The organism is Flavobacterium sp. FG19, from assembly GCF_057809475.1.
In genome coordinates this window covers 1-22,534 of record NZ_JBMDKA010000021.1, presented here as the reverse complement: position 1 = coordinate 22,534, position 22,534 = coordinate 1, and the positions used below count along the sequence as shown (strand labels likewise).

Genomic DNA, 22,534 nt, shown 5'->3' with positions numbered 1-22,534 from the left:
TTTCAGGTTTCACGTTTTCACTTGAAACTAAAAAAACTTGAAACTTTAAACTATTTTAAACTTTTTTGTTGAAAGTCGGAATATTGAAAAGAATTGCTGTCCTTTTTAACATTATGAACTTTATAACTTTCTGCTTTTTATATTATACGATTACTTTACCGCCAACTAAATGTTTCACTTGTGAAAAAGGTTCAGCGACAAAGTGATCTCTATTTTTGATTTTTTCAGGGAAACGAACGTGATATTCGAATTCATCTCTAAAGTGACGAATTGCAGCTGCTACCGGCCAGGAAGCTGCGTCTCCTAATGGACAAATTGTGTTTCCTTCAATTTTACTCTGAATGCTCCACAATAATTCGATATCTTCTTCACGGCCCTGACCGTTTTCGATTCTCCATAAGATTTTTTCTAACCATCCTGTTCCTTCACGACAAGGAGTACATTGTCCACAAGATTCGTGGTGGTAGAAACGAGCAAAGTTCCAGGTGTTTCTTACCACACAAGCAGTGTCGTTGTAAACGATAAATCCTCCGGAACCTAACATAGATCCAGTTGCAAAACCGCCATCACTTAAAGATTCGTAAGTCATTAAACGATCTTCACCATTTGCTGTTTTGAAAATCAATTCAGCTGGTAAGATTGGCACCGAAGAACCTCCCGGTACAAATGCTTTTAATGGACGATCAGAAGACATTCCTCCTAAATATTCATCAGAATTCATGAATTCGTCAACACTTAAACCTAATTCAATTTCATAAACACCAGGGTTTTTGATGTGCCCTGAAGCAGAAATTAATTTAGTTCCAGTAGAACGTCCAATACCAATTTTTGCATAATCGTCTCCAGAATTGTTTACAATCCAAGGCACAGTCGCAATAGTTTCAACATTGTTTACTACTGTTGGATTTGCCCAAAGACCAGAAACCGCTGGGAAAGGTGGTTTAATACGAGGATTTCCTCTTTTACCTTCCAAAGATTCGATTAATGCTGTTTCTTCTCCACAGATATAAGCTCCAGCTCCACAGTGAACGTGAAGTTCAAGATCATAACCTGTTCCTAATATATTTTTTCCTAACCAACCTGCAGCTTTTGCCTCAGCGATTGCTCTTTCTAAAATTTTGAAAACCCACATATATTCTCCACGAATGTAGATATATGATAAGTTAGCGCCCAAAGCGTAGCTGGAAGTAATCATTCCTTCGATTAATAAGTGAGGAATGTATTCCATCAAAAATCTATCTTTGAATGTTCCTGGCTCCGATTCGTCGGCGTTACACACTAAGTGTCTTGGTCTTCCTGATTTTTTGTCAATAAAGCTCCATTTCATTCCAGCAGGGAAACCTGCACCACCACGACCACGTAATCCTGATTTTTTTACTTCCTCAGTTACTTCGTCCGGAGTTAATGTTTTTAAAGCTTTTTCTACAGAAGCGTAACCACCGTTTTGGCGATAAACTTCATAGGTTTTAATTCCAGGAATATTGATTTTATCTAATAATATTTTTTGTGACATCTTATTTATCGTGTAATATTATTTTATCATCTCTACAATCAGCAATGATCTGATCGATTTTTTCTTCTGTCAGTTTTTCTTTGTAGAAATCACCCAACTGCATCATTGGAGCGTATCCACAGGCACCTAAACATTCTACACCCGCAATGGTAAACATTCCGTCCGGAGTTGTTTCGCCCATTTTGATGCCTAATTTCTCAGAAGTATAATCCATTAAATCTTCGGCACCTCTTAAACAGCAGCAAGAAGTCTGGCAGAACTCAAACATATACTTACCAATAGGCTTCTGGTTGAACATCGTATAGAAAGTAACCACTTCATAAACCTCAATTGGTTTTATCTGAAGAATTTCGGCAACTTTATCCTGCAGTTCAATACTAAGCCAGTTGTTGTGTGCATCCTGAACTTCGTGCAAAACAGGCAGTAAAGCCGATTTTTGTTTGCCCTCAGGATAATGACTGATCAATTCATTGATGCGGTTCATCAATGCCTCGGTCATGTTTATTTCTTGTTTGTAATGTTTACGTTCCATTTTTATTTTAGATTTTAGATTTTAGATTTTAGATTTTTTCAATCTTTGTCCGTAATCCATATTCTGCAATCTTTATTAATTTTAGATTTCTGATTTTAGATTTTAGATTTTCCAATCTGAAATCTACGTTCTAAAATCTGCAATCTTTTTAGGCGTCTAATTCTCCTGCAATTACGTTCAAACTTGAAAGAATGATAATTGCATCAGAAAGCATGGCACCTTTAATCATTTCCGGGAATGCCTGATAATAAATAAAGCATGGTCTTCTGAAATGTAATCTATATGGAGTTCTGCTTCCGTCAGTTACTAAATAGAAACCGATTTCTCCATTTCCTCCTTCTACCGGGTGATAAATTTCTGCAACTGGTACAGGAACTTCTCCCATTACGATCTTAAAGTGATAAATTAAAGATTCCATAGAAGTGTAAACATCTTCTTTTGGAGGAAGGTAGTAATCCGGAACTTCAGCGTGATATTCGTTTCCTGGAGGCATTTTTTCTAACGCCTGACGAATGATGCTTAAACTTTCCCAAACTTCAGCATTACGAACACAGAAACGATCGTAAGTATCTCCTGATTTTCCAACAGGAACGATAAAATCGAAATCTTCGTAAGAGGAGTAAGGCTGAGCAACACGAACGTCATAATCAACTCCAGCAGCGCGTAAGTTTGGACCTGTAAATCCGTAAGCCATTGCTTTTTCAGCAGTGATTCCACCTACATTTACAGTTCTGTCAAGGAAAATTCTGTTCCTCTCGAATAAGTTTTGGAATTCCTGCCAAACCGGAGGGAATTCTTCCAGGAATTTATCTAGTTTTTTGAAAACTTCCGGTGACCAGTCTCTTTCAAAACCACCGATTCTTCCCATATTGGTAGTCAAACGGGCTCCACAAATTTCTTCGTAGATTTCGTAGATTTTTTCTCTAAATTGAAAAACGTATAAGAAACCAGTATACGCACCAGTATCTACACCTAAAATTCCGTTACAGATGATGTGATCTGTGATACGAGCCAGCTCCATAACGATAACTCTTAAATACTGTGCTCTTTTAGGAACTTCAATACCCAACAGTTTCTCTACTGTCATCCACCATCCCATATTATTAATAGGAGAGGAACAATAGTTCATACGATCTGTAAGAGGTGTAATTTGATAAAAAGGACGATTCTCGGCAATTTTTTCGAAAGCTCTGTGGATGTAACCAATAGTTGGCTCAGCTTCCAGAATTTTTTCACCATCCATTAACAGGATATTTTGGAAAATACCGTGAGTCGCAGGGTGTGTAGGACCTAAATTCAGAACAGAAAGTTCGCTTCCGTCTTCGTTAAGTCTCTCCTTAATTATTTTAGCATAACGATGCTCTGGTGGTAATAATAGTTCTGACATTTTATAATGTTGAATTATTTTTTAGCAATTTGTTGTTGTTCTTCCAAAGAATCTGTCGTCTTTGTCGGTTCTTCCGCTGTCTTCCATTGGGAATTCTTTTCGCATAGGATGAGACACCATTTCGTCCATATTTAAAATACGTTTCAATTGAGGGTGTCCAATAAAGTCAATCCCGTAGAAATCGAAAGTCTCTCTTTCCATCCAGTTTGAACTTAAGAAGATATTTGAAACCGATTTGATTTGTGGTTTTTCACCGTTTAAGAAAACTTTGATTTTTAATCTTTTGTTTTCATACCAGTTGTGTAAGTGATAAACAACGGCAAACTGACGCTCACTTTCGTTGTCCGGGTAATGGATACCGCATAAGTCAGTTAAGAAATGAAATTTTAACTCAGGATCGTTTTTAAGGAATAGAATCAACGGTGTAATTTTATCAGCTGAAGCCTCTAAAGAAAAAATATCTCTTTCCTGCTGAAAGTTGAAAACATCGTTATGAAATGTTTCAGTGAGTTTATCTTGGATCAGGGTGTTTTCTAAAGCCATTTTATGAGATATTATAGGAAGCTAATAATTCTTGGTATTCCGGAGAACTTCTTCTTCTTACAGATTCGCTTTTTACCAGGTCCTGAAGTCTCATTACACCATCAACAATTTGTTCTGGTCTTGGCGGACATCCTGGCACATAAACGTCAACCGGAATTACTTTGTCAATTCCCTGAAGAACGGAATACGTATCAAATACCCCTCCTGAAGAAGCGCAGGCTCCAACAGCAATAACCCAGCGGGGTTCTGCCATTTGTTCGTATACCTGTCTTAAAATTGGAGCCATTTTTTTTGAAATAGTTCCCATTACTAATAACATATCTGCCTGACGGGGAGAGAAACTCACACGCTCAGATCCAAAACGTGCTAAATCGTAATGAGATGCCATTGTTGCCATGAATTCGATACCACAGCATGAAGTTGCGAAAGGAAGCGGCCATAGTGAGTTGGCTCTTGCTAGACCAACAACATCGCTAAGTTTTGTGGCGAAGAAACCTTCTCCATTTAGTCCTTCTGGCGGCGCAACCATATTTACTTTTGAATCGCTCATTTTATTTTAGATTTCTGATTTTAAATTTTAGATTATTTTGGAATCGTAAAAGGTAAAATCAATTTTTTAAATCAGTATTAATTCAATTGAATTTAAATTTTAAATTTTAATTCCGGATCTTTCAATCTAAAATCAGAAATCTAAAATTTAAAATCGCTTTTATTCCCACTCTAAGGCTTTCTTTTTAATGATATAGAAGAAACCAACTAAAAGTAAAGACATGAAAACGATCATTTTTAACATTCCTTCAATTCCCAGGTCTTTGAAGTTTATTGCCCATGGATAAAGGAAAATTACCTCTACGTCGAACAATACAAACAAAATGGCTACCAGGAAATATTTTACTGAAAAAGGAATACGGGCATTACCAACAGATTCGATACCGCACTCGAAGTTTTTATCTTTTACTTCAGAGGTTCTTCTAGGGCCTAATTTTCCAGAAATAATAATGGTTCCTACTACAAATCCAACCGCAAGGATGAACTGCATTAAGATAGGAATGTAACTGTATTGATCAGATTGCATAAGCTTCGCTTTTTTACTTAAAGAATAAGCCACAAAGATAGGTTTCAACGATGTAAATCACAAACTAAAGGGGGGTATAAGTAGCCGATGAAACCGCGTTTATATGTAATTTTTATTGATTATAAATAACGTGTAGTTTTTTTAATATTTTTTTAAGAAAAGGACAAAAAAAACGCCCCGATACTTCGGGGCGTTTTTAACCGTTCAGAGGCAAAAAAAAATAGATTGCTATATTTTTCTTAGATTACTGCTACTTTAGCAGCAACTTTCCCTTTTCTTCCTTCTTCTTCTTCATAGCTTACACGGTCACCTTCGCGTAATTCTTCCGCGTTAATTCCTGAAGCGTGAACGAAGATGTCTTTACCTGTTTCTTCGTCTGTAATGAATCCATAACCTTTAGATTCATTGAAAAATTTTACTGTACCTGTACGCATTGTAATTGTAATAATAATTTATAATAAAACAAATGTAATATTTAAATTCATACAAAAGACATATACCTGTTAAAATTTTGTAAAAATTATTGATTTACAGTGTTTTTACGTGGTTTATTGCGTCAATTTGTTTATAGAACACCAATATTTGAGAATCATTAATTGTAAGAATATAAAAAAAGGGTAATTGTAAGAATTTGATAATTGGAAAAAGGTATGTTTTAGGATTATTTTTACATTTATGAATAAAAAAAGCGGCTGAAAAACATCAGCCGCCTTTTAAGTATTTAAAATCTATAAGATTTATATAGTATCGAGTTTTATATGTAATTCTTTTAATTGTGCATCATCAATGGCTGCCGGAGCATCTATCATAACATCACGTCCTGAATTGTTTTTAGGGAAGGCAATAAAATCTCTGATGGTTTCCTGACCTCCTAAGATGGCAACTAAACGATCCAGACCAAAAGCCAATCCTCCGTGAGGCGGTGCTCCAAACTGGAAGGCATCCATTAAGAACCCAAATTGTGCTTTTGCTTCTTCTTCGCTAAAACCTAAATATTTAAACATTAACTGCTGCGTAGCTTTATCGTGAATACGAATAGAGCCTCCTCCAATTTCGTTTCCGTTTAAAACCATATCATAAGCGTTAGCACGAACTTTTCCTGGTTCTGTTTCTAACAAAGCCATATCTTCTGGTTTTGGAGATGTAAACGGGTGATGCATGGCATGATAACGACCGCTTTCTTCGTCAAGTTCCAATAATGGGAAATCAACAACCCATAACGGCGCAAATTCTCCAGGATTACGTAAACCTAAACGAGTGGCCAATTCCATACGAAGTGCTGAAAGTTGTGCACGCGTTTTGTTGGCTGGTCCAGAAAGTACAAAAATCATATCGCCGGGATTTGCTTCTGTAGCTTTTGCCCAGTTTGCTAAATCTTCATTATCATAGAATTTGTCTACAGATGATTTGAAAGTTCCGTCTTCGTTACATTTTACATATACCATTCCGGACGCTCCAACTTGCGGACGTTTAACCCAGTCAATCAATCCGTCGATTTCTTTACGGGTATAATTTCCGGCTCCCGGAACTGCAATTCCCACAACTAATTCGGCCGAATTAAAAACCGGGAATTCTTTATGCTGTGCAAATTCGTTTAACTCACCAAATTTCATCCCGAAACGAATGTCCGGTTTGTCATTTCCGTATGTTTTCATAGCATAGTCGTAGGTAATTCTTGGGAATTTGTCTACTTCAATACCTTTAATTTCTTTTAATAAATGTCTTGTCAGTCCTTCAAAAACATTCAGAATATCTTCCTGTTCCACAAAGGCCATTTCGCAGTCAATCTGAGTAAACTCTGGCTGACGGTCGGCACGTAAATCTTCATCACGGAAACATTTCACGATTTGGAAATATTTATCCATTCCGCCTACCATCAATAATTGTTTGAAAGTCTGCGGAGATTGCGGCAGTGCGTAAAACTGTCCTTCATTCATACGGCTTGGAACTACAAAATCTCTCGCTCCTTCGGGAGTCGATTTAATTAAGTAAGGAGTCTCGACTTCGCAGAAATCCAAATCAGAAAGATATTTACGAACTTCCATTGCCACTTTATGACGGAACAATAAACTATTCTTTACCGGATTTCTTCTGATATCCAGATAACGGTATTTCATTCTGATATCTTCACCTCCGTCTGTTTCATCTTCAATTGTAAATGGAGGTGTTAGAGCAGTATTTAGAATTGTTAATTCTGAAACTAAAATTTCGATTTCACCGGTTGGAATATTTTTGTTTTTGGCCTCACGCTCAATAACAGTTCCTTTTACCTGAATTACAAATTCTCTTCCCAGAGTTTTTGCCAGTTCAAAAACAGTTTTATCAGTACGGCTTTCGTCGAAAATAAGTTGTGTAATTCCATAACGGTCGCGTAGATCGACCCAATTCATAAATCCTTTATCACGTGATTTTTGAACCCAGCCCGCAAGTGTAACTTCGGTATTAATATTTGAAGCGTTTAATTCGCCGCAATTATGACTTCTATACATATTCTCAATTTTAGACTGCAAAAGTAAATACAAAATTCAAGATAATATAGTAAAGTGATAAACTTGATGTCTATAATTTTAAATATTTTGTTAATTCTGAAATTTTGAAGCAGTTATTTCTTTAGATTTGAATCCATAAAACGAACTAATATATACCTATGAAAAAACTTTTTGTTACGGGTCTTTTGATTTTTAGTGCTTTAAATGGTATTGGACAGACTACAAATCAGATAAAATTTACGGCTAAAATTGCGAACAGAAACAGCGATACTTTAGTTATTAAAGGAAGAAATAATTTTAAGCAGGTTATTCCAATTGATAAAAAAGGAGTTTTTACAGCTGCTTTTGAAGCGCCAAAAGGGTTTTATATGTTTTCTGACGGAACAGAATCGTCAAGTTTATATTTGAAGCCAAATTCGGAGGTAAACTTAACTATGGATGCCAAAGAATTTGATGAAACGATTGTTTACAAAGGAAAAGGAGTAAACGAAAGTAATTTTCTGGCTCAGCAGGCTTTGAAAGATGAAAAATTTCAGAATGAAGCTTTTCTTAAAGAAGCGGCAGAGTTTAGCAGTCTTTTAGAAAACAAGAAAAAAACCGATTTTGAAAGTCTGGAAAAAGGTGATTTTGATCCTGAATTTAAAACGGCCTTAAAAACCAGTTTTGAAAGTTTTAACCAGTATGCAGTTCAGGAATATGAAAGTGCGGCCAATGCACGAAAATTGATGGGTAAAGCTTCTCCTCAGTTTGATTATGAAAATTTTAAGGGAGGTAAAACAAAATTGACCGATTTAAAAGGAAAATACATTTATATTGATCTTTGGGCTACCTGGTGTGCACCGTGCCGCGCCGAAATACCTTATTTGCAAAAGATTGAAGAAAAGTATCACGGAAAAAACATTGAATTCGTGAGTATTTCTATTGATAAAGCCAAGGACAATGAAAAGTGGAAAAAATTTGTAACCGATAAAAACCTTGGCGGAATACAATTATTTGCTGATAAAGACTGGGAATCTGATTTTGTTGTAAAATACGGTGTAACCGGAATTCCAAGATTTATTTTGATTGATCCCAACGGGAATGTGGTAAGCTCTGATGCTTCAAGACCCTCTGATCCAAAGCTTCAGGAACAATTAAACAGCTTATTGAACTAATTTATTTACGAAATTTATAACGTTATCGTGATTTGGGCTTTTAGCTAAAAACACCAGTAAAACCAGTGCCTGAGCGCTGGTTTTTTTATTTAGGTATAATTTCCAATGTTAAGTTTTTATGCAATGTTACCAAATTGTTAAGCAAAAGTTTTTTTAATGTAAACTATTAACTATATTTGATAATGATTTCTTAACATTAATACCTAAAGACATGAAAAAGAGTGTAATTTTAGCAGCGTTGTTGTTCTCTGGAATATTAGCTGCACAGGAAGTAAAGCCTGAATTGGAAGCTGTTGGAAACAAAGTAAAAGCTACCTATTATTATGAAAATGGAAAAGTGCAGCAGGAAGGTTTTTTTAAGGACGGTAAGTTAGATGGTGTCTGGGTATCTTATGATGAAAATGGAAACAAAAAATCAGTAGGGGAATACACAGACGGAGTAAAAACCGGAAAATGGGTTTTCTTTAACGGAAACAATTTAAGTGAAGTTGCTTATGTAGATAACAAAGTGAGTTCAGTTAAAAATTCGCAGAAAAATGCTTTAGCAAACCGAAATTAATCCGATTTCGACAAATCATAAAAAAACCGTCCCGTTTTTTAACGGGACGGTTTTTTTATGATTATTATTTCTCAAGTTTCTTAGACTTTAAGGAATATGCGGTGTAAAGTGTAAGTGAAGCCAGTACAATCCAGAAAACATCAATAAAGAAAATCTGGATTTTGTTCTGCATGAACGAACTCCAAAACCAGTCTCCGGTAACAATACCGTTGGTCACAGGAATCAGGAAGCCCAATATGCTTCCGGAAATTAAACAGAACTTATTGGTAAAAGAATCACTCTTTTTAAGGATAAAGAATACTGTCAGCAGCAGCCAGCTTCCAAAATACAGAGTAAACAAATCCGATTGTTTTAAAGGATAGAAAATTTTCGATCCAATAAAGGCTAACGCTGTAACGGGATACATACTTAAGCAGATGGCAAGATAAATACGAACCACAGCAGCATTAAAACGTTTTTTTCTTTCAGGTAAATTGTTTTTTTGTCTTGCTACCAGCCAGATCATAACTCCTGAAATGATTACAAAACAGGTAATGATCCCGAGAATAAAGCTTACTATTTTTAAAGCATAACCTCCGTAATCGCCAAAATGAATACGATATAAAACATTCTTCACCACATCAAGATAGCCATTTTGTGTAACCGGGTTTTTACGGGCTACTTCTTTTCCGTCAGCAATGCGGTAAACGACTTTTCCAATTCCGGTAAATTTTTTATGGCTTGGTAATTCTCCTTCTATTAAAACGTGCATATTGGCATCGCCATAGTTTTGAATGAATACTCTCGTAATTTCAAAATCGGCCCAGCTGTTTTTTGCTTTTGCAGTCAGTTCATTAATGTTAAAAGGGTTTGCCAGTTTTTTGTTTTCAAATTTATAATCGGCATCTGTATATTCGAGTTCCTTGTACAGTTTGTCCTGATCGCCTTTATAAAGAGTCATTACAGCCGGTGCCACGATTAAAAGTTTAATCATGAAAAAAGCTCCTGTTACGGCATATACAAACTGAAACGGAAGTCCGATCATTCCTAAAGCAGTGTGAGCGTCTGTCCATAATGTTTTTAATTTTTCCTTTGGACGGAAAACATAAAAGTTAGAAACAATTTTTTTCCAGTGCAGTAACAGACCGGTTACTATAGCAAACAGAAAAAACAGAGCTGTAAAACCGGAAAGGTAATATCCGACAGGATAAGGAATTTGTGCAAAGAAATGCAGGCGGTATAAAAGTTCTCCTAACGAATAAGATTCTTCGTAAGTATAGGATTTAAAGTTTTTATTGTCTAAGTAAAAGAAAGAACCTTCTTTTTGTTTGGCCGGAGCCAGGGTGTCTTTGGTGCCTTCCATATAAACGGCAACCCTGTTTTCTACAGAAGGTTTAGAAATCGTAATGTTTCTTCCGTGTAAAACGTATTTTTTGTCAAGATTTTCTAAAGCAGCATTGTAGTCTAATTGTATTTCTCTTGTAACAGCAGTAGATTCACTTCTTTCCCAATTGATGATTTCATCCCTGAAAAAAGAAAAAGATCCTGCAAAAAAGATAACAAAAAGCAAAACACTGATCACAATTCCGCTAACGGTATGTGTATGGAAATAGATATTGTAATGACGGTTATTCATAAGTATTACACAGCAGTATTATAAGTTTGACCAAGATAAATTACTAGAGAAAAAACTAAGGTAAGAAGAATATAGATACCCCATATTTTCCATCCGCTTTTTGCTAAAAATGCCAGTACCATCAATACAACCCAAAGAATAAATCCTGTGAAAGCGGTCGTCATAAGTACTTCAGGACGGTTAAACCAGGAAGCAATGGCTAAATGAAAAGTAACAGAAACAAAGTATCCGCCGAGAATTGCTGCTGTTATCTTAGCAAAACGAGGCCAGAAAGACGGATTTAAATATTTTGGATTTGCCGGCATTGGTCAGGTATAGGTTAGTTATAATAAAATTCAAGTAAAGCAATGATAATCAAAAGTGCTAAAAGAGCTTTACTGTTTACTTTTTTTAAAGGGGTAAGAATGATAATTAAGCTTCCAATAGTCATCAGCTGAATAAAAAACATTAAAGTGCCGCAGCCTAAAGACTGTGTAAAAAGCCACATAGCATAAGCCGCAGCTAAAAGAACCAATCCGGTAATTTTAGTCTGTTTCGGATTTTTCTGCATCCATTTTTCAAAACCTAAATCATAAGACAAGGCCGCTCTTTTTGAGGTGTAATAAAGCGTATAAAAAGCTAAAAAAACGATAAGGCTTGCTATTGTTATCATAATTTATAAAAATTTAAAAAACACCTTTCCATTTAAAGAAAGGTGTTTTTATTTATTAGAATTTATAAGTAAAACTTGCAGCAAAAGTTCTAGGATCTTTCGGATGTATTGTAGACCATCCGTCATAGATTTCTTTGTTTGCAATGTTGTTTAATTTTAGTGTAATACCAAATCTCTCAGTGTTGTAAAATAAAGAAGAGTTTAGTACAGTATATTCTGGAATTGTAAATGTTCCTGAAACAGATCTGTTCATGATTTTATTGTCGCCAACATAATTTCCTCCAAAACCTAAACCGAATCCTCTTAGTAATCCATTGGTAAATTTATAGCTGGCCCATAAGTTAGCCAAATTGTAAGCTCCTGAGCTTTCTGGTCTAAATCCTACGAAATCAGCATCTCCTTTTGTTAAGGTTGCATCATTATAGCTGTAGCCAAGGATAATGTTTAAACCAGCTATCGGGTTAGCAATAAATTCAGCTTCAAAACCTTTGTTGTGCTGTCCACCGTCCTGGTAATTAGTTACATCTGTAGCGTTTGGTCTTACACTGTAAACCATATTTGAAACTTTAATGTCGTAGTAACTTAAAGTAGCATAAAGTTTATCTTTAAAAAGATTTAGTTTTGTACCAAATTCTAATTGGTTTGCATGTTCAGGGTCAAATGTTACAGGAGTTCTTACAGTTCCATTTACGTTTTCGCTTGGAGATACGTTTGAAAAACCATTCATGTAGTTTGCAAAAAGAGATACTTTGTCAATAATTGGCTGATAAACCAATCCGAATTTTGGAGACAAAGATGTTTGGTTGTAATCGTCTTCATCTGTTGCAGTACTTCCACCATTCATAAAACGGTCAACACGTAAACTTACCATTGCAGAAAGAGCAGGGGTAAAGTTGATCACATCGGATACATAAGCGCTATAAACTTCTTGTTTTGTTTTGCTGTTATTTCTTGGGCTGTTTCCTACAATAGCGTCAGATCCAGCTTTTGTTAAATCTCCTGTATCGCCATTTGAAGGACCAAAAATTGCGTTAAATGATGCTAAATCGTCTCCAATGTAAACATACCCATTTCCAAAGTATCCTGTTCCACGATCAAGTCCCACTCTGTTGAAGTAATCTAAACCAACAACAAGTCTGTTTCTTAAACTTCCGATTTTAAAATCGCCAATGAAGTTTTGTTGTACATCAAAGGTGGTGGTTTTGTTGTCTTGGTAATTGAAAAATCTTGCTAAAACAATACCTTCCGTAATAGAAGAAAGTGTAGGATCACTGGTTCCTTCATATAAATAAGCATAATTTCCAGTGGACTTAGCAGAACTTGTAGAGAAGATGGTTTGTGAAGTCCATTGGCTGGAAAGCTTGTAATTCATTTGAGCCTGAATATTATAAGAAGGCGTTTTGATTGTTAGTTCATCGCTTGTATAAGAACGTTTGTTGTCATATTTTAATTCAGCCATGTTATGAACTCTCAAAGGATTACTTCTGTCTAAAAACAACATAGTTGGATTTGTTGTTTCGCTGCTCATGAATTCTGTATTTACTAAGAAAGATAAACGATCATTAACTTCATAAGATAATGATGGAGCAATAAAAAAGGATTCGATAAAACCAGCATCCTGAAAACTATTTTGTTTGTTGTATGCCGAATTAACTCTAAAATTAAGTGTTTTTTTATCGTTAAGTGATGTGTTAAGATCTACAGTTGCACGGTTTAAACCATAACTTCCAACAGTATAATTTACTTCTCCGCCAAATCCTTTGTAAGGTCTTTTTGTAGTAGTATTGATTAATCCGCCATAAGAAATTAAACTGCTTCCAAATAAAGTTCCGGAAGGACCTTTAATGATTTCAACTCTGTCGATGTTTGCCGGATCCAGACTTCCGTTTGTTAAACCGGGAACACCATTAACAATGGTTGCCTGAACAGGAAATCCTCTTAAAGAGTAATAACTTGCTCCATCTCCGCCACGACCTGTTGAAGTCCAAAGCTGAGTAACGCCAGGTGCATTTTTTAAAGCATCGTCAAATGTTGTTACTACTTGTTCTTTTAAAACGCTTGCGGTAATTGTAGTATATACTTGTGGATTTTCAAGGTTCTTAAGAGGTAATCTTGAAACTTGCTGGTTATCTTTGCGTACAAATTGATTTTTACGACCATTTACAACCACCTCAGTTAATTCTTCTGAATTTGAAGTAAGATTAAAATTTTCAGTTAATTCCTGACCTTCGACAAGGGTGATCTTTTTTTCTATAGCGGTATATCCAACTCCTGAAACTTTTAATGTATAAGTTCCTGGCTTAATGTTTTTTATTTTATAAGTGCCTTCGTCATCGGTGATAGTTCCAAATCGGGTACCTTTTAAAGCTACCGAAATTCCTTCAGGAGATTCGTTACCACTTAAAGATATTTTTCCTTTAATGACTGCTTTTTCCTGAGCTGAGATTGTAGTTCCTGCCAGCAGGAAAAAACAAAAACTTAGAACAGAAATGGTGAATTTAAATTTCATTTTTATTTAGAATTAATTTTGATAGCGCAAATGTAGGGTATGAATGGAAACAAAACAAGTTGTTCTTATTTATTCTAAATAAAATGCTTTAAAAAATGTGAAAATCACCTTTTTAACAGGAAAGTCTCTATTGAGAGGCTGGACGGAATCAAAAAAAAAGCCTGTTCAAATAAATGAACAGGCTTTATATATTTAAGGAAGTATACTGATTACAACTCTAAAGCACGTTTAGCATCGCCATTCATCAATAATTCTACCGGGTTTTCTAAAGCTTCTTTAACAGCAACCAGGAAACCAACAGACTCACGTCCGTCAATGATTCTGTGATCGTAAGAAAGAGCAACGTACATCATTGGGTGGATTTCCACTTTTCCATTTACAGCGATTGGACGCTCGATGATGTTGTGCATTCCTAAGATTCCTGACTGAGGAGGGTTGATGATTGGAGTAGATAACATACTTCCGAAAACACCACCATTAGTGATTGTGAAAGTTCCTCCAGTCATATCGTCAACTGTAATTTGACCGTCACGAGCTCTTAAAGCTAATCTTTTGATTTCAGCTTCAATTCCGCGGAAAGTTAATAATTCAGCATTACGAACAACAGGAACCATTAGACCTTTTGGTCCGGAAACCGCGATTGAGATATCAGCAAAATCATAAGCGATTTTGTAATCACCATCCATCATTGAGTTAACATCCGGATATAATTGTAATGCTCTTGTAACCGCTTTTGTAAAGAATGACATGAAACCTAAACCTAAACCACCATGTTTAGCTTTGAAAGCATCTTTGTATTCGTTACGAATTTGGTTAATTGGCGTCATGTTTACTTCGTTGAAAGTAGTCAGCATAGCCGTTTCATTTTTAGCTGAAACCAATCTTTCTGCTACTTTACGACGTAACATAGATAATTTTGTACGCTCAGTTCCACGGCTTCCACCAGTTGGAGTTCCCATAGAAGGTACTGCATTTACAGCATCATCTTTAGTGATTCTTCCGCCTTTACCAGTTCCTGTTACAGTTGCCGGAGCAATATTTTTCTCGTCTAATATTTTTCTTGCTGCCGGAGATGGAGTTCCCGCTGCATAACTTGTTGCTGCCGGAGCCTGAACTGGTTCCGCCTTTGGAGCCTCAGCTTTAGGAGCTTCCGCTTTTGGTGCCTCTGCTGCTGGAGCTTCTGATGCAGCACCTGCTGGTTTTGCAGCATCTGTATCGATTAAACAAACTACAGCACCTACTGCTACTGTATCACCTTCTTCAGCTTTTAGTGTAATTACACCGCTCATTTCAGCAGGTAATTCAAGAGTAGCTTTATCTGAATCAACTTCAGCAATTGCTTGATCTTTTTCTACATAATCTCCGTCTTTTACTAACCAAGTTGCAATCTCAACTTCTTTTATTGACTCCCCTGGTGATGGGACTTTCATTTCTAAAATCATCTTATTTCTTTGTTTAAGGTTTTTATGGTTTCAGTCCCGATAGCTATCGGGATTGAAACTTGAAACATTTTTTTTATTATCTGAATAAATTTTTATCGAATACCATTCTAATTGCATCTGCATGACGACGTTTTGCACGTGTGTAACTTCCTGATGCCGGAGCAGAGTATGCTTTTAATGAAGCTAATCTCCATTTTACAAGATCAAAGTTCATTAACATAAAGCTGTAAGCTCCCATGTTTTTAGGTTCTTCTTGTGCCCAAACATAATCATCAGCATTTGGATACTTCGCGATGATTTCTTTAATCTGCTCAACAGGGAAAGGGAATAATTGCTCGATACGAACCACTGCAACGTCATTTCTTCCGTTGTTTTCTCTTTCAGCCACAATATCGTAGTAGAATTTACCCGTACAGAAAACTAAAGTTTTTACTTTCTTTTTATCTACAGTAGTATCGTCAATTGTTTCCTGGAAGCTTCCATTTGCTAATTCATCCACTGTAGATACACATCTTGGATCACGTAGTAAACTTTTTGGAGAGAAAACTACTAACGGTTTACGGAAGTTTGTTTTCATTTGTCTTCTCAACAAGTGGAAGAAGTTGGCAGGCGTTGTACAATCTGCAACATACATATTATGTCTTGCACAAAGCTGCAGGTAACGTTCCATTCTTGCAGAAGAGTGTTCAGCACCCTGACCTTCGTATCCGTGAGGCAATAACATCACAATACCATTTTGGTTGTTCCATTTATCTTCTCCACAAGAAATATATTGGTCAATCATGATTTGAGCACCGTTAGAGAAATCTCCAAATTGTGCTTCCCAGATGGTTAAGGCTTTTGGATTTGCTAATGCATATCCGTAATCAAAACCTAGAACACCATATTCAGATAAAAGAGAGTTGAATACTCCGAATTTTCCTTTTTTGTTTTCGATTGCATCTAAAAGAATTACTTCTTCTTCAGAATCTTCCACTTTTACTACTGCATGACGGTGAGAGAAAGTACCACGCTCCACATCCTGACCAGAAATACGAACATCAAATCCTTCTGTTAAAAGTGAACCGTAAGCCAATGCTTCAGCAGTTCCCCAGTCAAGTGTATTGTTGTCGTAACCCACTTTTCTGTCTGTAACAATTTTAGTGATCTTATTGATGAACTTTTTGTCTTCTGGTAAAGTTGAGATCGTGTTGATGATAGAATCTAAGCCTTCTTTAGCAAAAGTAGTATCCACTTTTTGAAGCATTTGCGTATCAGTTACCTGAACAAATCCTTCCCATTCGTTTTTCATGAATGGCGTAATGATAGTCAAATCTTTTTTACGGGAAGCTTCTAAGTTTTCTTCTAAAGCCGATTTGTATTGTTTTTCTAAACCATTTACATAAGAAGCATCGATTACGCCGTCAGATAATAATTTCTCAGCGTAGATGTCTCTTGGGTTTTTGTGTTTAGCAATGATTTTGTATAAAACTGGCTGTGTAAAACGAGGTTCGTCACCTTCGTTATGACCGTATTTTCTGTATCCTAAAAGGTCGATAAATACGTCACGTCCAAACTGCATTCTGTAGTCTAATGCAAAAGATACAGCATGTACGACTGCCTCAGCATCGTCAGCATTTACGTGTAATACCGGAGATAAAGTTACTTTAGCAACGTCTGTACAATAAGTAGAAGAACGAGCATCTAAATAGTTAGTCGTAAATCCAACCTGGTTGTTGATTACAATGTGGATTGTTCCTCCGGTTTTGTAACCATCTAATTGTGCCATTTGAATGATTTCGTATAAAATACCCTGACCTGCGATAGCAGCATCTCCGTGAACAGCGATTGGTAATACTTTAGAGAAATCATCGGCAAAATATTTGTCTTGTTTTGCTCTTGTAATACCTTCAATTACAGCCCCAACTGTTTCTAAGTGAGAAGGGTTTGGTGCTAAATTGATGTTGATGCTTTTTCCGGATCTTGTTTTTCTGTCGGCAGTAAGACCTAAGTGGTATTTTACGTCACCGTCAAAATATTCCTGATCGTAATCTTTTCCGTCAAACTCACCAAAGATATCCTGAGTAGATTTTCCGAAGATGTTTGCCAAAACGTTCAAACGACCACGGTGAGCCATTCCCATTACGAATTGTTCAACACCTTTTTCAGCTGCTTGCTCAATTAAAGCGTCTAAAGCCGGGATGATAGATTCTCCTCCTTCTAATGAGAAACGTTTTTGTCCCACATATTTAGTGTGAAGGAAGTTCTCAAAAGAAACCGCTTCGTTTAATTTATTTAAGATGGTTTTCTTTTCTTCTGTAGAGAAATTTGGCTGATTAACATTTACAGACAATTTATCCTGAATCCATTTTACAACGCCAGGATTTCTAATATACATATATTCAATACCAATATGCTGGCAGTAAATAGTTTTAAGGCGGTTTACAATATCTTGTAAAGAAGATGGCTGCATTCCGATTGTCTGAGCAGCATCAAAAACAGTTGAAAGATCAGCTGCAGATAATCCGAAGTTTTCAATATCTAAAGTAGGTGATGACTGTCTGCGATCACGAACCGGATTTGTTTTAGTGAATAAATGGCCGCGCGTACGGTATCCGTCGATTAATTTCAGAACGTTGAATTCTTTTTTTAGTTTTTCTGAAACCTGACTGTAATCTGTGTTATCGCTAGTCACGTACTCAACGATAGTCTGCACTGGATTTTCGTCGTTATAAGTTGTTTGTCCAAAGTCGAAACCCTGAAAGAAACTTCTCCAGCTAGGCTCAACGCTGTCTGGGTTAACTAAATATTGATCGTATAATTGTGCAAAGAACTCGGTATGCGCTGCGTTTAAAAATGAAAACCTATCCATAATATGAGTGAATATACTTTTTGTTATATTAGAAAGGCAAAAGTACAACAATCACATTTATTTAAATCTTTTTTTTACGTACTTTTACGTAAAAATTTGTTAAAATAAACGTTAACTATGAATAAAATTCAATTTTCAATCGATTGCAGATATTTTTTTGTGATTTTGACAGTCTTATTCTCAAGTTATACAATTGCCCAGCAGACTTATGTTATTGACAATAAAAACCATTTTTGGGAAAAAGTCCAGTTTGGGGGCGGCCTGGGCTTAGGGATAGGGTCAGGATATACTGACATTTCGGTCATGCCAAGCGCCATTTACAATGTTAACGAAATTTTTGCCGTTGGAGTGGGACTTCAGTTTGGTTATTTATCTTCAAAAAATTATTATGAATCGTATGTTTATGGCGGAAGTTTAATTACGCTTGTAAACCCAATTCCTGAAGTGCAGCTGTCTGCAGAACTAGAACAGGTAAGAGTGGATACCCGATACGAATCGAATATCAACAGACCGGCTTTTTCTGATAGTTACTGGAATACAGCCTTGTATCTGGGGGCAGGTTACAGAACCGGAAACGTTACCATTGGTGCCCGGTATGACGTGCTGTATGATCCGGACAGAAGTCTTTACGGATCCGGATTTATGCCCTTTGTGAGGGTTTATTTCTAAGTTACTATCCCCATAAGTTATCGGGACCGAGATACTGCAATTTTAAATATAGTGATTACATAAAATTGTTGACGAAGTAAGAAAACAGTTTTTTTAGATAGGGTATATAAGCAAAAAGAGCGGCTCAGTCGAGTCGCTCTTTTCATTTATAAAGGGGGTCTTTAAATAACGCAGAACATCGAATACATGCTTCGGGGATCTGTGTGCTCCGGAGCAGGAACAATAGTGCTGGTTCCTCCTACAATTAATCTTGCCTGATCTGAATTTAATTCTGTAATATTAGTTTTTTTTAACACTAATTTTTTTAAGTTATTTTTTTTCATAATCTTTGGGTTTTAAAATTGGTTTTGAATAGGTTTTGAAATCATGTTGTGAAATTATCTCAAAAATACCACTGAAAAAAGTCATAAATCCCCAGATTTATAAAAATAGTTCAATCCAGAAACGATGTAATTGCTTGATTTTTAAGTTTTTACTTTAAAATAAATCAATATGAATGTAGTAAATAAGGTGTTCGGCTTAATTTTATTGTTTACCATCAATTTTAGTGTTTTTGCCCAAAATAAAATTGAAACCTATAAAGATTCCGTCAAAAACTTATTATACAACAACCCCAGCAAAGCAAAATACTATTGTCATAAGGTTTTAAAATACGCCAAAGCCAATGATTTAGTGGTAGAAGAAGCTAAATCATATTGTTTTCTGGCTGACCTGAGCGGAGCTTTAACCCAAAAAGACAGCGCTTTTTATTATTTTGACAAAGCCATTCAAAAAGCAGGTTCCATCGATGATGAAAGACTGGAAATGGTCTTTAAAATCAATAAAGCGAACTATCTTTTTAATGAATTTGATTTCCAGGAGGCACTCACGCTTTATGAAGAATGTGTGACCTTATCTAAAAAACTCAATGATATTAATGCTTACAACTATATATCTATAAAAAAAGGCAGTATTGCTTATGAATTAGAAAGGTATCAGGAAGCTTTAAAAATCTATAAAGAGAATTTATCCAAAAAAGGATTTGATAATGTAAGCAGACTCGATATTAAATTAGGTTTGGTACGAACTTATATTAATTTAAATAAACAGGATTCAGCCTATGTTTTTATAAAAAGCGGTATAGAAGAATCGCAAAAAAACAGCTTAAATGAGCATGAAGTTCACTTTTTGGAACAATTGGGCTTAATTTACCTTGATAAAAAGGACTTTGAAAATGCCAAATTAACCTTCGATAAAGCGCTGGCTATTGCACAGAAAGTTGAAAGCAATAATCTGATAACAGAAATTAATATCAGGATTTCCAAATTGTATTCACTGCAAAAAGAATATAACAAAGCCATCGATATTTTAAAGGCGGTTATTAAAAACGAACCCCAGTCTGCTGTGCCGGTTGAAAAACTCTCTGAGATCTACTACTTACTGGCTGAAAACTATAAATCCATCGAAAACTTTTCCGAATCCAACTATTACTACAGCCAGTTTATTGAAAAATCAAAAAAAATAGGTGAGAAGCGAATCGAAGCTATAGATCACTTACATAAGATTGATATCAATGAAAGTAAGGAAAGAGAAACGGAACAAAAGAACCAAAAATGGATATTATTGGGTGTAACAAGCTTTTTAATACTATTATTTATAGGCTTCTTTATTAAAAGAAGAAAGGAATCGATACAAAATCAGGTAAAATTTGAAGAATTATTGCTTAAAATCAGAAATTTTGAGAACCAAAACCCTAAAGGCCCTGATGAAATTCAGCAAAATGTAGTTTCGGTTGCTGAAGATGAAGCTGTAGAACCTGATCAGCCGGAAGAAGAGTTTGAAACCGAATTTCTTCATAATAATAGTATTGTTACTATTAACAGTCCGTCTGACAGTTTAATAATGGATGAAACTGCCGATACTGCTGATCTTGAAGAGGCTAATAACAGTAACTTTATCATAAAAGATGAAACAAGGACAGAAATACTGGACAAACTGATTAAGCTTGAAGAGAAAAAACTGTTCCTAAGACAGGATTTTACCCTGCATAATGTGGCAAAAAGACTAAAAACAAATACTGCTTATCTCTCGAAGATTGTAAATAGTGAGCTGGATAAAAACTTCAGTTCCTATGTAAATGAGCTTAGAATTAACTATATTATTATAGAATTGAAGAATAATGTCAAGTTAAGATCCTATTCAATTAATGCCATTGCAGAAGAAATTGGGTATAAAAGTCCAGAATCTTTTACCAAATATTTTAAGATTGCAACCGGAATAAGCCCCTCAATTTATATAAAAAAGATAAATCAGATGAAAGAAAGCGAAAACAAATAGTTTTGTTGTAACTTGCTTAAAATCAATTCATTGAAAGCTAATATGTACCCCCTTATTTTATAAATATGGGGGTTTTTCATTTTTTTTTCAGGAAAAAAGCTTTTTACTTTGTCTCAGAAATTAATCGAAAAAGCAGATTAGTTTCGACTTTGGTTTTGAAGGGTGGCGAAAGTGAAAACGAGTAGCCACTTCAAAAACAAAACTAAAGTAAAAAAATAAAACAGAGTGTGGAGACTCTGTTTTATAAGTGATTTAACAAAAACGTAATTACTAACAAGTTGCCAGAAATTACTTCTACAAAAGTAAAAAAAAATGTCTTTAATAAAAGTTTTTTTTACTATTTCTAAAGTACTTCTACAAAGCATTACTTGTTAGCCAAAAGAAAAAAGTATGACTAAGAGTAATCAATCAGGCCCAAAAAGGCTCAGCAGGAATTCAATTTTTAAAATTGAAGATCACGATACTGTAAAACAGCCCAAGTCTCTGTTTTACAAACTAAAAAAACGAATTGCAAAACTTTTTAAGTAAATCCGGAGTTTATCCGGGACCAGTTTCTGGTGCCTCAATTTGGGGAATGATCAAAATTTAGATCAGTCTTTACTTATTTGGAATTCTTGTTTTTCATTAGATCCCGCTAAAATTTTTTTAGCCAGTCCGGTGTATACTCTATCAGAATTAATAATTCAGAATATCACATTATTGCATAAAAATATTTAACAATTAAATCTAAACACAATGAAAAAACAAAACCAGAACAAACTGGCTTTTAACAAAGCCGTTGTTACAGAATTAAACATTCAGCAATTAAGAAATGTAAACGGAGGCACAGGAATAAAAGGTCATGACGAGGAAACAAACCCTTGTTCAGGCTGTGTTTGCGACCCTGTTTTAACCAAAATAACCATTATTAAACCTAATTTAATATAATGAAAAACGTAAAACCAACCAGCAGACTGGCTTTTAATAAAGCGGCTGTTATAGAATTAAACATTGATCAGTTAAGAAATGTTAACGGAGGAGTAAAAGACGACGGCGATACCAATTCGGGCTGTATCTGCAATCCGGTATTAACTAAAATAACGATTGTAAATCTTTAAATCAATTAATATGAAAAACGTAAAACCAACTCACAGACTGGCTTTTAATAAAGCGGCTGTTACAGAATTAAACATCGATCAGTTAAGAAATGTTAACGGAGGAGTAAAAGACGACGGCGATACCAATTCGG

The 22,534-nt window shown here is 35.5% G+C and carries 22 protein-coding genes; 7 read left to right on the top strand and 15 right to left on the bottom strand.

Features of this window, described 5'->3' with window-relative positions; all coding sequences use genetic code 11:
* Positions 1-142: 142 nt before the first annotated feature.
* From nuoF to aspS, 8 genes are all read right to left on the bottom strand, one after another.
* Complete coding sequence (nuoF, locus tag ACODST_RS19125; RefSeq protein ID WP_488933688.1) at positions 143-1,513, bottom strand: NADH-quinone oxidoreductase subunit NuoF; 1,371 nt, start codon at positions 1,511-1,513, stop codon at positions 143-145.
* A 1-nt stretch (position 1,514) separates the two neighbouring features.
* Positions 1,515-2,045 (bottom strand): complex I 24 kDa subunit family protein, encoded by a 531-nt coding sequence (locus ACODST_RS19120; RefSeq protein WP_057115709.1) that lies wholly within the window; start codon positions 2,043-2,045, stop codon positions 1,515-1,517.
* Between the two features lie 148 nt (positions 2,046-2,193).
* Positions 2,194-3,432 (bottom strand): NADH-quinone oxidoreductase subunit D, encoded by a 1,239-nt coding sequence (locus tag ACODST_RS19115; protein WP_091490525.1) that lies wholly within the window; start codon positions 3,430-3,432, stop codon positions 2,194-2,196.
* Between the two features lie 21 nt (positions 3,433-3,453).
* A complete protein-coding gene (locus tag ACODST_RS19110) occupies positions 3,454-3,975 on the bottom strand; it encodes an NADH-quinone oxidoreductase subunit C (RefSeq protein ID WP_488933687.1) in 522 nt (173 codons plus the stop codon).
* 1 nt (position 3,976) lies between these two features.
* Complete coding sequence (locus tag ACODST_RS19105; protein ID WP_289664363.1) at positions 3,977-4,525, bottom strand: NADH-quinone oxidoreductase subunit B; 549 nt, start codon at positions 4,523-4,525, stop codon at positions 3,977-3,979.
* Positions 4,526-4,684: 159 nt separating this feature from the next.
* On the bottom strand, positions 4,685-5,050 hold the full coding sequence (locus ACODST_RS19100) for an NADH-quinone oxidoreductase subunit A (protein WP_488933686.1): 366 nt from the start codon (positions 5,048-5,050) through the stop codon (positions 4,685-4,687).
* Positions 5,051-5,289: 239 nt separating this feature from the next.
* Positions 5,290-5,484 carry a cold-shock protein gene (locus tag ACODST_RS19095; RefSeq protein WP_007137066.1) on the bottom strand — a complete coding sequence of 65 codons (195 nt, stop codon included), beginning with the start codon at positions 5,482-5,484 and terminating at the stop codon, positions 5,290-5,292.
* A 303-nt stretch (positions 5,485-5,787) separates the two neighbouring features.
* Entirely contained in the window at positions 5,788-7,539 is a 1,752-nt protein-coding gene (gene aspS, locus ACODST_RS19090; RefSeq protein ID WP_488933685.1) for an aspartate--tRNA ligase, read from the bottom strand.
* A gap of 158 nt (positions 7,540-7,697) precedes the next feature.
* Between aspS and ACODST_RS19085 the strand changes: the two genes are divergently transcribed.
* Positions 7,698-8,693: a TlpA family protein disulfide reductase gene (locus ACODST_RS19085; RefSeq protein ID WP_488933684.1), complete on the top strand. Its 996-nt coding sequence runs from the start codon at positions 7,698-7,700 to the stop codon at positions 8,691-8,693.
* A gap of 211 nt (positions 8,694-8,904) precedes the next feature.
* On the top strand, positions 8,905-9,252 hold the full coding sequence (locus ACODST_RS19080; protein ID WP_488933683.1) for a toxin-antitoxin system YwqK family antitoxin: 348 nt from the start codon (positions 8,905-8,907) through the stop codon (positions 9,250-9,252).
* Positions 9,253-9,316: 64 nt separating this feature from the next.
* Here the strand turns inward: ACODST_RS19080 and ACODST_RS19075 are convergent, their stop codons facing one another.
* The 6 genes from ACODST_RS19075 to ACODST_RS19050 all read right to left on the bottom strand — a co-directional run bounded on the left by ACODST_RS19075 (position 9,317) and on the right by ACODST_RS19050 (position 18,321).
* The gene (locus ACODST_RS19075) at positions 9,317-10,867 is read right to left on the bottom strand and encodes a PepSY-associated TM helix domain-containing protein (RefSeq protein WP_488933682.1); all 1,551 of its coding nucleotides are present in this window, start codon (positions 10,865-10,867) and stop codon (positions 9,317-9,319) included.
* Between the two features lie 5 nt (positions 10,868-10,872).
* The gene (locus ACODST_RS19070) at positions 10,873-11,172 is read right to left on the bottom strand and encodes a hypothetical protein (protein ID WP_488933681.1); all 300 of its coding nucleotides are present in this window, start codon (positions 11,170-11,172) and stop codon (positions 10,873-10,875) included.
* Positions 11,173-11,186: 14 nt separating this feature from the next.
* Positions 11,187-11,519, bottom strand: a complete 333-nt coding sequence (locus ACODST_RS19065; protein ID WP_488933680.1) for a hypothetical protein — start codon at positions 11,517-11,519, stop codon at positions 11,187-11,189.
* A 55-nt stretch (positions 11,520-11,574) separates the two neighbouring features.
* On the bottom strand, positions 11,575-14,028 hold the full coding sequence (locus ACODST_RS19060; protein WP_488933679.1) for a TonB-dependent siderophore receptor: 2,454 nt from the start codon (positions 14,026-14,028) through the stop codon (positions 11,575-11,577).
* A gap of 209 nt (positions 14,029-14,237) precedes the next feature.
* Positions 14,238-15,470, bottom strand: coding sequence for a 2-oxoglutarate dehydrogenase complex dihydrolipoyllysine-residue succinyltransferase (gene odhB, locus ACODST_RS19055; protein WP_488933678.1), 1,233 nt, complete (start codon positions 15,468-15,470; stop codon positions 14,238-14,240).
* Positions 15,471-15,546: 76 nt separating this feature from the next.
* The gene (locus ACODST_RS19050; RefSeq protein ID WP_488933677.1) at positions 15,547-18,321 is read right to left on the bottom strand and encodes a 2-oxoglutarate dehydrogenase E1 component; all 2,775 of its coding nucleotides are present in this window, start codon (positions 18,319-18,321) and stop codon (positions 15,547-15,549) included.
* Positions 18,322-18,438: 117 nt separating this feature from the next.
* On the opposite strand from ACODST_RS19050, the gene ACODST_RS19045 reads away from it, so the two are divergent.
* Positions 18,439-18,990 carry a hypothetical protein gene (locus ACODST_RS19045; protein ID WP_488933676.1) on the top strand — a complete coding sequence of 184 codons (552 nt, stop codon included), beginning with the start codon at positions 18,439-18,441 and terminating at the stop codon, positions 18,988-18,990.
* A gap of 161 nt (positions 18,991-19,151) precedes the next feature.
* Here the strand turns inward: ACODST_RS19045 and ACODST_RS19040 are convergent, their stop codons facing one another.
* The gene (locus ACODST_RS19040; RefSeq protein WP_488933675.1) at positions 19,152-19,313 is read right to left on the bottom strand and encodes a class I lanthipeptide; all 162 of its coding nucleotides are present in this window, start codon (positions 19,311-19,313) and stop codon (positions 19,152-19,154) included.
* A gap of 169 nt (positions 19,314-19,482) precedes the next feature.
* On the opposite strand from ACODST_RS19040, the gene ACODST_RS19035 reads away from it, so the two are divergent.
* From ACODST_RS19035 to ACODST_RS19020, 4 genes are all read left to right on the top strand, one after another.
* Positions 19,483-21,306: a helix-turn-helix domain-containing protein gene (locus tag ACODST_RS19035; protein ID WP_488933674.1), complete on the top strand. Its 1,824-nt coding sequence runs from the start codon at positions 19,483-19,485 to the stop codon at positions 21,304-21,306.
* A 735-nt stretch (positions 21,307-22,041) separates the two neighbouring features.
* Complete coding sequence (locus ACODST_RS19030) at positions 22,042-22,233, top strand: class I lanthipeptide (protein WP_488933673.1); 192 nt, start codon at positions 22,042-22,044, stop codon at positions 22,231-22,233.
* Complete coding sequence (locus ACODST_RS19025; RefSeq protein ID WP_488933672.1) at positions 22,233-22,403, top strand: class I lanthipeptide; 171 nt, start codon at positions 22,233-22,235, stop codon at positions 22,401-22,403. The genes ACODST_RS19030 and ACODST_RS19025 overlap by 1 nt, the downstream gene beginning before the upstream one ends.
* Before the next feature lie 10 nt (positions 22,404-22,413).
* The coding region (locus tag ACODST_RS19020; RefSeq protein WP_488933764.1) for a class I lanthipeptide at positions 22,414-22,534 on the top strand (121 nt) is incomplete at its 3' end.